This is a genomic window from Streptomyces sp. NPDC059564, from assembly GCF_042735575.1.
Taxonomy (GTDB): domain Bacteria; phylum Actinomycetota; class Actinomycetes; order Streptomycetales; family Streptomycetaceae; genus Streptomyces.
The window spans coordinates 1-9,286 of record NZ_JBHWBP010000307.1 but is presented as its reverse complement, the minus strand read 5'-3'; the positions used below and the strand labels follow the sequence as shown (position 1 = coordinate 9,286).

The 9,286-nt window shown below is 71.5% G+C and carries 9 protein-coding genes and 2 pseudogenes; 5 read left to right on the top strand and 6 right to left on the bottom strand.

The window, feature by feature from the left end; translation table 11 throughout:
* Positions 1-279 precede the first annotated feature (279 nt).
* Both ACFV0Q_RS32885 and ACFV0Q_RS32880 read right to left on the bottom strand, forming a co-directional pair.
* Positions 280-927 carry an NADPH-dependent F420 reductase gene (locus tag ACFV0Q_RS32885; protein ID WP_385010363.1) on the bottom strand — a complete coding sequence of 216 codons (648 nt, stop codon included), beginning with the start codon at positions 925-927 and terminating at the stop codon, positions 280-282.
* A 49-nt stretch (positions 928-976) separates the two neighbouring features.
* Positions 977-1,789 (bottom strand): inositol monophosphatase family protein, encoded by an 813-nt coding sequence (locus ACFV0Q_RS32880; RefSeq protein WP_385010361.1) that lies wholly within the window; start codon positions 1,787-1,789, stop codon positions 977-979.
* Positions 1,790-1,906: 117 nt separating this feature from the next.
* Between ACFV0Q_RS32880 and ACFV0Q_RS32875 the strand changes: the two genes are divergently transcribed.
* Positions 1,907-2,824 carry a LysR family transcriptional regulator gene (locus ACFV0Q_RS32875; RefSeq protein ID WP_385010359.1) on the top strand — a complete coding sequence of 306 codons (918 nt, stop codon included), beginning with the start codon at positions 1,907-1,909 and terminating at the stop codon, positions 2,822-2,824.
* 379 nt (positions 2,825-3,203) lie between these two features.
* Here the strand turns inward: ACFV0Q_RS32875 and ACFV0Q_RS32870 are convergent, their stop codons facing one another.
* On the bottom strand, positions 3,204-3,713 hold the full coding sequence (locus ACFV0Q_RS32870) for an SRPBCC family protein (RefSeq protein ID WP_385010358.1): 510 nt from the start codon (positions 3,711-3,713) through the stop codon (positions 3,204-3,206).
* Positions 3,714-3,853: 140 nt separating this feature from the next.
* On the opposite strand from ACFV0Q_RS32870, the gene ACFV0Q_RS32865 reads away from it, so the two are divergent.
* The 3 genes and pseudogenes from ACFV0Q_RS32865 to ACFV0Q_RS32855 form a co-directional block, all read left to right on the top strand.
* Positions 3,854-4,768 carry a helix-turn-helix domain-containing protein gene (locus ACFV0Q_RS32865; protein WP_385010356.1) on the top strand — a complete coding sequence of 305 codons (915 nt, stop codon included), beginning with the start codon at positions 3,854-3,856 and terminating at the stop codon, positions 4,766-4,768.
* A 129-nt stretch (positions 4,769-4,897) separates the two neighbouring features.
* On the top strand, positions 4,898-5,872 hold the full coding sequence (locus ACFV0Q_RS32860) for an SMP-30/gluconolactonase/LRE family protein (RefSeq protein ID WP_385010353.1): 975 nt from the start codon (positions 4,898-4,900) through the stop codon (positions 5,870-5,872).
* 218 nt (positions 5,873-6,090) lie between these two features.
* Positions 6,091-6,244 (top strand): annotated as a pseudogene (locus tag ACFV0Q_RS32855) (transcriptional regulator); the annotation flags it as partial.
* A gap of 157 nt (positions 6,245-6,401) precedes the next feature.
* On the opposite strand, the gene ACFV0Q_RS32850 reads toward ACFV0Q_RS32855, so the two are convergent.
* Positions 6,402-6,968 (bottom strand): TetR family transcriptional regulator, encoded by a 567-nt coding sequence (locus ACFV0Q_RS32850; protein WP_385010351.1) that lies wholly within the window; start codon positions 6,966-6,968, stop codon positions 6,402-6,404.
* A 124-nt stretch (positions 6,969-7,092) separates the two neighbouring features.
* Between ACFV0Q_RS32850 and ACFV0Q_RS32845 the strand changes: the two genes are divergently transcribed.
* Complete coding sequence (locus ACFV0Q_RS32845; RefSeq protein WP_385010349.1) at positions 7,093-8,004, top strand: SDR family oxidoreductase; 912 nt, start codon at positions 7,093-7,095, stop codon at positions 8,002-8,004.
* A 200-nt stretch (positions 8,005-8,204) separates the two neighbouring features.
* On the opposite strand, the pseudogene ACFV0Q_RS32840 reads toward ACFV0Q_RS32845, so the two are convergent.
* Together ACFV0Q_RS32840 and ACFV0Q_RS32835 are read right to left on the bottom strand one after the other, a co-directional pair.
* A pseudogene (locus ACFV0Q_RS32840) lies at positions 8,205-8,348 on the bottom strand (winged helix-turn-helix transcriptional regulator); the annotation flags it as partial.
* 72 nt (positions 8,349-8,420) lie between these two features.
* On the bottom strand, positions 8,421-9,286 hold an 866-nt coding region (locus ACFV0Q_RS32835), incomplete at its 5' end, for an alpha/beta hydrolase (protein ID WP_385010347.1).

Here is a 9,286-nt window from a genome sequence, read left to right as displayed (position 1 = left end):
TCTACCTGCTGGGCAGCCCGGACAACCGCGCGGTGATCACAGGCGGGGCGGGGCGGGCGCGCCAGCGCCTCCGGCGAAGGCGGCACCCTCCCCTGACCCGGCGCCCCGCCGCGGCGGCCGCGCCGTCCCGGCGATTACGACCACTTCGCCGAATGCCGGCGCCTCGCCGACACCTCCCGGCCGGCCAGGGAAGACCTCGTGCGGGCACCCAGCCCCCAGCCCCCAGCTGCCTCGCACGAGCCCGCTACCTGGTTTTGGTCTGAACCCGGTCTTGGTGGATCAGCGGGCGAGGGAGACGGCGAAGGGCTTGAAGCCGTGTCGGCGCAGGATGTGGGGCACGGCCAGGACCATGGCCTCGGTGGCGCGGGCTGTGGTGATGTCACCGAGGTCCTCGATCCGTTCGGGCTGCCAGCCCAGGTCGCCGAGCAGGCCGGTGACGGTCCTCTTCGCGTGTTCGTTGTTGCCCGAGAGATAGGCGGTCGGTGGGGTGGCCAGGGTTTCGGGAGCGGTCATGACCATGAACAGCATGGTGTTGAGGGTCTTGACTACATGGGTGTCGGGGAGGGCGGCCTGGAGCTGCTCGCCGAGGCTGCTGCCGGGATAGCACAGGTCGCCGGGCAGGCCGTCAGCGGCGTCGTGGGTGGCGTTGGAGACGTCGATGAGGATCTTGCCGGCGAGTTCGGTTCGCAGGTCGGTGAGGCGGTCAAGGGCGCTGTCGCCGGGCGTCGCGTTGATCACGATGTCCGTGGTGCGGGCGGTGGTGCGCTGGTCGGCGAAGGAGACGCGGGGGCCTGTGCCTTCGGCAGCCGCTGTGGTCTCTTCCGTCGGGCTCCGGCGGCCGAGGATGACGTGGTGTCCGGCCTCGGAGAGCTTGCTGGCGAGGTTGGTGCCGACGCGGCCGGCGCCCAGGATGCCGATGTTGGTCATGAGGTGATGCTCCTTGCGGTATCGGGTGGGGAAAAGCGGAGACGTCCGGTCAGGCGATCGGCGAGAGGACCTTGCGGGCGGCGGTGTGGATGCCGGGGGCGGCGGCCAGGAAGTCGCGGCTGCCGGTGTTCCAGGGTTCGCCCGCAAGGTCGGTGACGGTGCCTCCGGCCTCGGAGACCAGCAGGGCGCCGGCGACCAGGCCGGAGCGGACGTCGGAGAACTGCCAGAACGCGTCCATGCGTCCGGCGGCGACGTGGATGAGCTGCATCGTGGCGGGAACGGACACGCGCACGACCAGGCCGTTGATGAGCATGGCGGTGACGGAGTCACCGATCCGCCGGAAGGTGCGCTCGTCCTCGCCGGGCTTGGCCTGGCCGGTGCCGATGAGGGCGGCGCCCAGGTCGGTCTTGGCGGACGCCTTCAGGGGTCGTTCGTTGAGGCGGGCACCGCCGCCGGCGACGGCGGTGTAGGTGTCGCCGGTCAGCGGCAGGTGGACGACGGTGAGTACCGGCTGGTTGTCGCGGACCAGGGTGGCGGTGACGGCCCAGTCCTCCAGGCCGTGGACGTGGTTGATGTTGCCCTCGGCCGGGTCGACGACCCACCACTCCCCGGGCGGGAGCGCGCCGCCGGCCAGCTCGTCCTCGGCCCACTGCGACCCTTGCCGGGCCCGCAGCAGCGGTTCCCTCAGCACGTCCAGCACCGCGTCGTCGTTGGCGTGGATCTCGCCCACGACCTCCTCCAGACTCACGCCCCGGGCGTGCGAGGTGTAGCGGTCGCGCAGCGTGATGCCGGCGGCCTTCACCGCAGCGGTCACGTCGGGCAGGAGCGTCGTACCGGCGTCGAAAGGCATGGGTGTGCTCATGATGGGCTTCCCTGGGATCGGTAGAAGCGGGGCGGCTTGTGCCGCACCCGCACTTCGAAGGTAGGCCGCCTGATCATTAACAACAAGTGCATGCTTATCACTTGTAGAGTTACTCCCATGCAATTGGATCTGAACTTGCTCACGGCCCTGGACGCCCTGCTGGAAGAGGGGAGCGTCGCCGGCGCGGCAGCCCGCCTCCACGTCACCTCTCCGGCGATGAGTCGCTCCCTGGGCCGCATCCGCAAGGCCACCGGTGACCAGATCCTGGTCCGTACCGGGCGCAGCATGGTTCCCACCACCCGCGCGCTGGCCATGCGTGCCCAGGTCCACGCCCTCGTGCAGCAGGCCCACCAACTTCTGTCCGCGCAGCAGGAACTCGACCTGGCGGCTCTGGACCGGGTGTTCACCGTGCGCTGGCACGACGCCCTGACCGCCGCCTGCGGCACCGCCCTGATCACCGCCGTCCACCGCCAGGCTCCCGGCGTCCAGCTGCGCCTGCCCGCCGAACCCGGCACGGACACCCCCGAGCTGCGCCGAGGCGAGGTCGACCTCGAATCAAGCTCCAGCGCTCCGACGCTCCCCGACATCCGCCACCGCCTCGTCGGCAGGGACCGGCTCGTCGTCGCCGTACGCCCGGGACACCCGCTCACCGAAGGTCCGCTGAGCCCAGAGCGCTACGCAGCCGCCGAACACCTCACCGTCTCGCGGCGCGGACGCCTGCGCGACCAGATCGATGACGCCCTGACCGCACGCGGCCTCGAACGCCGCGTCGTCGCCGCCGGGCCCACCGCCGCCTTCGCCCTGCAACTCGCCCTCGACACCGACCTGGTCGCCACCCTCCCCGACGCGGTGACCCGCGCGGCCCGGGACCAGCTCGGCCTGGCCACGCTGCCGCCGCCCCTGCCGTTGCCCGATGTCCCCCTGTACCTGCTGTGGCACCAGCGCTACGACCAAGACCGCGCCCACGCCTGGCTGCGAGACCTGGCCACCGAAACCGTCCAGGCACTGTTCGCACCACCGACCGCCTCTCAATAGCCCGTCACCAACCGGACCGGGCAGTGACGGATAGGCCCGGGGAAGGGCCTGCGGCAGCTGACACCTGCTCTCGGGTTCTGGCTCAGGTTCTGGGCTCGGTCGCCAATCTGGGGGTAGTCGGGCATCGTTTTGGTGTGCTGGGTGGTGTTCGGGTCGCTGACGTCCTGCTGCCGGGGTTGAGGGTCTCTCGCGGCGGCCGGTGGGGACGAGCGGGTCGGGCTGTATGCCCTGGACACTCTCGCCGTTCACCCGACGGCGGAGTCAGGGGGGCGGTATGTCGTCGGTGATCACCGGCGGCCGGTCGTGGTGGTTGCTGCAGCGGGCCGTGGAGTTCCTGCGGATCGCGAGACGGTCCAGGTGTACCGACCCGGGGGGCCGTTCACGCGGCCGGTGTTTCGGCGATCCACTGGGCGAGGGAGAGCAGGGTGGTTTCGACGCTGTTCGTCATGTAGTGGCGCAGGGCGTCGAGGTCGCCGCGGGTGGCGCCCAGCACGGGGTCGAGGCGCAGGAGTTGCCAGGACTGCTCGACGACGGTTCCACGTCCCCGTGGGCGGCAGGTCCAGCTCCATTGCACGATGCCGTCCTCGGCGCCGCCGACCACGAAGGCGAAGGCGGCGCCGGGGTCGGCCCGTACGACCTGGGAGCGGGTGGTCCACTGCCTGCCGTCCTTGTGGTTGCGGCCGCTGAACCAGGCTCCGACCCGGGGGCCGGAGCCCTGGTCGAACGTGACTTCGCTCGCGTTGGGGCTCCAGCGCCCGATGGCGGATACGTCACTGACCAGGTCGTAGACCCGGGCGGGCGCGGCATCGACCCAGGCGCGCCGGGTGAAGGTGAAATCCGATGCGTCCAGGACCTCGAAGAGGTCGTGTTCGCTGGTGGTGGCGCTCAAAGCGTCCTCCTGGACGGGTGGGGTGGTGCCATGTCGGCGACGCCCACGTCACCACCGCTCCCGCCGGGGAGCCAGACCCGCTGGTGCCTATCCACGCCAGGGTCAGGCTGTGCGATCGGGCCCGGCCCATACTCGGATCCATGAACGGAAAAGAGCGGCTCGGGGAGTTCCTGCAGACGCGGCGCTCCCAGCTGCAACCGGAGGATCTCGGGATACCCGACTACGGGGAGCGGCGCCGCGTGCCGGGTCTTCGACGCGAGGAGCTGGCCTCGCTGGCGGGTGTCAGCGTCTCCTACTACACCCGGCTGGAACAGGGGCAGTCCCTGAACGCCTCACCACAGGTGCTGGACGCGATAGGCCGGGCCCTGCGGCTGGAGGAGGCCGAGCGCCTGCACCTGCACAACCTGGCCCGGTCATCGGCCACGGGCCCATGCCGAGGCCGCCGGCCCGCCCCGGAACGGGTGACGGAGGCGACCGGCCAACTGCTGGAGGTACTGGTCCACGTCCCGGCGATCGTGACCGGCCGCCGCGGTGACGTCCTGGCATGGAACACCTTGGGCCATGCGCTGTTCGCCGGACACCTGGACCCCGGTGCCCCGGACCGGCCGGCGGAGCGGCCCAACATGGCCCGGCTGGTGTTCCTCGACGCGCACACCCGTGCCCTGTACGCCGACTGGCCGGCCAAGGCCAGGGCGGTGGTGGGGAATCTGCGTCTGGTGGCGGGCCGGTACCCGGACGACACCGCGCTCCACGCGCTGGTGGGTGAACTGAGCGCGAAGAGCGCGGACTTCGCCTCGATGTGGGCCGACCACCGCGTCACGGCGTGCGCCGTCGCGACCTACGAGATGCGGCACCCGCTGGTCGGCCCGCTGACCGTCACCCAGCAGACCCTGATCGAGGGCCCGGGCCAGGACCAGGACCAGGGGCAGAACATCGTGGTCGCCACCACCGAGGCCGACTCGCCCGCGCGGACCACGCTGGCCCTGCTCGCCCAGGTCAGCCCGCAGTACGACTCTGCGCGACCGGGAACCCGGGCCGCCTCCGGCTCCGGCTGACGACACACACCATCGGACGCCGGCAGACATCCGCGAGCGCCCGCCCACCGGCCGCCCCCGAAGCCAAACCGCCAACTCCCCCCCGCGTCGGCGTACCGCTGCCGCATGCCCGAAAACAGTGAAGGAACCATGTTCAAGAGCAAGCACACGTTGTCCAAGACCGCCACGGCAGCCGTCGTACTGACCGCGGCAGCGGTCGTCGCGGCCGGCCCCGGCGTCGCGTCGGCCGTCTCCGCCCCCCTGGGCTGCGCGCGCATCGCCGCGCACTTCGACCTGGCCCGGCACCAGACGCCGGAGAACATAGCCCTGGCCCCCGACGGCAGCGCGTACGTCACCTTCGCCGCCGCCCGCCAGGTCGCCCGCATCACCCCCGGGGGATCCACCCGGATCCTGGCCACCCTGCCCGCACCCGCCGACGGCGGCATCCACACCCCGGTCCTGGGCTTCGCCCTGACCACCGGCATCGTCCGCGCGCACGACGGCACCCTGTACTTCCTGTACGCCACCGGCACCGCCGACCTGACCGGCCTGTGGCGCCTGCGCCCCGGCGGCGCACCGCAGCGCATCGCCGCGCTCCCCGCCGCCGGCCTGCCCAACGGCCTGGCCCTTGACCCGCACACCCGGACCCTCTACATCACCGATTCCGTCCTCGGCACCGTCACGAGCGTGCCCACCACCGGCGGCACCCCCCGCACCTGGTCCACCGCCCCCGAGCTGACCTCCACCGGATTCCTCGGCGCCAACGGCCTGAAGATCCGGGGCGGGGCGCTGTGGGTCACCAACCTCGACCGGGGCACCGTCCTGCGCATACCCGTCCAGCGCGACGGCAGCGCAGGCCCGGTCCAGACCCGGGCCACCGGCCTGGCCGGGATCGACGACTTCGCCTTCACCGGCCACGGCGACCAGATCCTGGCCGCCCTCAACGGCCCCGGCGAGGTCGCCCTCGTCCAGCCCGACGGCACCCACTCCACCGTCCTGACCGCCGCCGACGGCCTGCAGAACCCCACCTCCATCGCCCTGCGCGGCGACACCGCCTACGTCCTGAGCGCCGCGTACGTCACGGCGAAGGACCCCAACCTCCTCCTGGCCCACCTGAACGGCTAGATCACCACCAGGACCGTGCTGACGAGCACGCTTCCGACGAGGTTGTAGCCGCCCGAGACGAGCGCGTACTGGAGCGGGCGGGGGAAGGCCGAACACAAGGGCGTCCGTCAATGAGTCGATCTTCAGCGCCGCCATCAGGAACGCGCTGGTGAGAGTGATCACCAGTGAGGACAGCGGCGGGCCGGCCGAAGAACAGGGGAGAGGCCACCGGCTTCGCCGACGCCTCCCGGCTTGTCCTGGGCTCCTGGTCATGGCCCGCCCTGGCCGCCGGGCATCGGCCGCTTCGATGCCGACATCGAGGGCGTCGGCCCATCCGAGCTCACGAACGCCTTCGCGTACCTGGCCCGCCGCTACGCCAACGCCGCAACCGATCCGATGAGCCACGCGTACGCCGACCACGACTGGTCCGCGGTCTTCCCGGTCCCTCAATTCCTCGCCCTGGGTCGGTTCTTGGCCTCGGCCTTCCCCAAGGCCAAGACGAGAATGCGCATCCGGAGACACGGGCGCCCGACCGGCCCGGCGTCGATGATCACTTGCCCGCGGTCACGGCCTTGAGTTCCTCCAGTGAGTCCCGGACGAGGCGCGAGAGATCCTGCTGGTCGGGCTCGCTGATCCAGCGGCCGAACGCGACCTTGAAGGCGGCGACACCGACCTCGGCGGCCAGGATCGCGGCCGGGTCCGTGACGCCGCGTCGGCGCAGCGCCTCGGCCAGGGCGGAGGCCAGGGAAGCGAGTTTGATCAGTTCGCGCTCCTGGAGCTCGGTGTTGGCGTCGATGACGGCTTGGCGCTGCCGGGCGAGTTCATGGCGTTCCGTGAACAGGCCGCAGGCGCTTTGAAGGGCTGCGGCCACCGCCTCGATCGGCGCCGCCGCATCGGGGACGGCGTCGAGGGCGGTGACCAGGGACTCCCGCAGCGGGTTCGCGTGAGGGAACAGGACCTCGCGCTTGTCGGCGAAGTGCCGGAAGAATGTCCGCTCCGTCAGTCCCGCCCGCTCGGCGATCTCCTTTGCGGTGGTCAGTTCGAACCCCCGCTCACCGTAGAGCTCCAGCGCAGCTTGCTCCAGCCGTCCGCGCGCGTCTGGCTTCCATCGACCCATGCGACCGATCCTATGCGATGACAGTGACTGGCGTCAGATGTAGTCTCGATGTCAGTCACTGTCATCGCCCTGGGTTGCACCCTCCCGCGGCACGGGCGGGTGCCCCATCGAGGAGGCCTTTCACATGCGTGTTTTCGTCACCGGTGCGTCCGGCTGGATCGGCTCCGCCGTCGTGCCCGCGCTCACCGGCGCGGGTCATCAGGTCGTGGGGCTCGCCCGCTCTGACGCCTCCGCCACCACTCTCGCCTCAGGCGGGGCCGAGGCGGTCCGCGGCACTCTCGACGACCTCGACATCCTGCGCGGCGCGGCTGCTGCATCGGACGGAGTGATCCACCTTGCCTTCAAACACGACATCGCCTTCTCGGGGGACTTCCGGGGCGCAGCAGAAGCGGACCGCCGCGGCGTCCAGGCGATCGGCGAGGCGCTCGCGGATACCGGCCGACCGTTCGTCATCGCTTCCGGGACACCTGCGGAACATGGACGCGTGGTGACCGAAGCCGACGGGCATGGCCTCGACCTGGCCCAGGCCGCCGGCCCACAGGCCCGGGCGGCCACCTCCGAGTGGGTGCTCTCCCTGGCCTCCCGCGGCGTCCGCTCCTCGGTCGTGCGGCTGCCCAGGACCGTTCACGGCGACGGGGACCCCGGCTTCATCGCGGCTCTCGTCCGCATCGCCCGTGACAAGGGAGTTTCCGGCTACTTCGGCGACGGAGCCAACCGCTGGCCCGCGGTACACCGCCTCGATGCCGCACACCTGTTCCACCTCGCGCTGGAGAAGGCGCCCGCAGGATCGACGCTGCACGCCGTCGCGGACGAGGGTGTTCCCCTCCGTGGCATCGCCGAGGTCATCGGCCGCCAACTCGACCTGCCCGTGGCACCCGTCTCCCCTGAGGACGCAGCCGAGCACTTCGCTTGGCTGGCCCCCGTCCTCGCGGCCGACCAGCCGGCCTCCAGCGCGCTCACCCGCGAGCTGATGGGATGGCAGCCGACACAGCCGGGCCTCATCGGAGACCTGGACAGGGGCCACTACTTCGGCTGAACAGCCGCCGCGCGGGCGGCAATCCTGCGCCCGACCCGGCCCGGCGCACGCCCTACACGCCGCAACAGGGTGCCGGGCGAGTGTCGACGGAGGTGTCCCCTGCCCACCTGGACCCTGGTCGCCGGCTCGGCAGACGGTCATGCGCCGAGGGCCAGGTGTGGCGCTCCGTCTCCTCGTCGGGGGCAGCAGGTCCTTGGCGCCCGCAGGGCCTGGCCCGGGTCGGTGAGGGTGTACTCGACCCGTGGCGCTACGACGGGGTACACCGTCCGCTCGATGAGGCCGTAGCGCTGCGGCGTACGCAGGTTCTGGGTGAGCAACGTCGTCGACTGGACCTCCGACACGATGCCCCTGCGGGGCGTGGTGCCGCGATGCGGCGGGTACGGCGTCGACGCCGCACCCGCCGCGGTCCGGGCCGCTCAGGCGGTGCCGAGTGCGGTGCGCAGGGTGCTGGTGGCGAGGTTGATGGCGGCCTGGGCGGCGTGGGTTTCGCGCAGGGCGTTGAGCATGACGAAGTCGTGGATGATGCCCTGGACGCGCACGGCGGTGACGGGGACTCCGGCGGTGCGGAGCTTGTTGGCGTAGGCCTCGCCCTCGTCGCGCAGTACGTCGGCCTCGGCGGTGATGACCAGGGCCGGCGGGAGGCCGGTGAGCTGCTCGGTGGTGGCGCGCAGCGGTGAGGCGGTGATCTCGGCCCGTTCGGCCTCGTCAGCGGTGTACTGGTCCCAGAACCACTGCATGCCGTCGCGGCGCAGGAAGTAGCCCTCGCTGAACTGGTGGTAGGAGCCGGTGTCGAAGGCGGCGTCGGTGACCGGGTAGAACAGGACCTGCTGGAGCAGGTCCAGGCCGCCGCGCTCCTTGGCCATCAGGGTCAGGGCGGCGCTCATGTTGCCGCCGACCGAGTCCCCTGCGACCGCGATCCGGGTCGCGTCCAGGCCGTGTTCGGCGCCGTCGGTGACGATCCAGCGGGCGACGGTCCAGTTCTGCTCGATGGCGACCGGGTAGCGGTGCTCGGGAGAGAGGTCGTACTCGGGGAAGACGACGGCCGAGCCGGTTCCCACGGCGAGTTCGCGTACGAGGCGATCGTGGGTGTGGGCGTTGCCGAACACCCAGCCCGCGCCGTGGATGTAGACGATCGCCGGGAGCGGGCCCGATGCCCCTGCCGGGCGGACGATCCGGGCGCGGACCGAGCCGGTGGGCCCGCCCGGGACGGTCACCCACTCCTCGTCGACCTCGGGCAGGGCGATCTCACCGGACTGGACCTCGTCGACGGCCTTGCGGCCCT

Bases quoted from the DNA above. Each gene is read 5' to 3' on its own strand.
- ACFV0Q_RS32885 (WP_385010363.1), bottom strand. From the start codon at position 927: ATGACCAACATCGGCATCCTGGGCGCCGGCCGCGTCGGCACCAACCTC.
- ACFV0Q_RS32880 (WP_385010361.1), bottom strand. From the start codon at position 1,789: ATGAGCACACCCATGCCTTTCGACGCCGGTACGACGCTCCTGCCCGAC.
- ACFV0Q_RS32875 (WP_385010359.1), top strand. From the start codon at position 1,907: ATGCAATTGGATCTGAACTTGCTCACGGCCCTGGACGCCCTGCTGGAA.
- ACFV0Q_RS32865 (WP_385010356.1), top strand. From the start codon at position 3,854: ATGAACGGAAAAGAGCGGCTCGGGGAGTTCCTGCAGACGCGGCGCTCC.
- ACFV0Q_RS32860 (WP_385010353.1), top strand. From the start codon at position 4,898: ATGTTCAAGAGCAAGCACACGTTGTCCAAGACCGCCACGGCAGCCGTC.
- ACFV0Q_RS32850 (WP_385010351.1), bottom strand. From the start codon at position 6,968: ATGGGTCGATGGAAGCCAGACGCGCGCGGACGGCTGGAGCAAGCTGCG.
- ACFV0Q_RS32845 (WP_385010349.1), top strand. From the start codon at position 7,093: ATGCGTGTTTTCGTCACCGGTGCGTCCGGCTGGATCGGCTCCGCCGTC.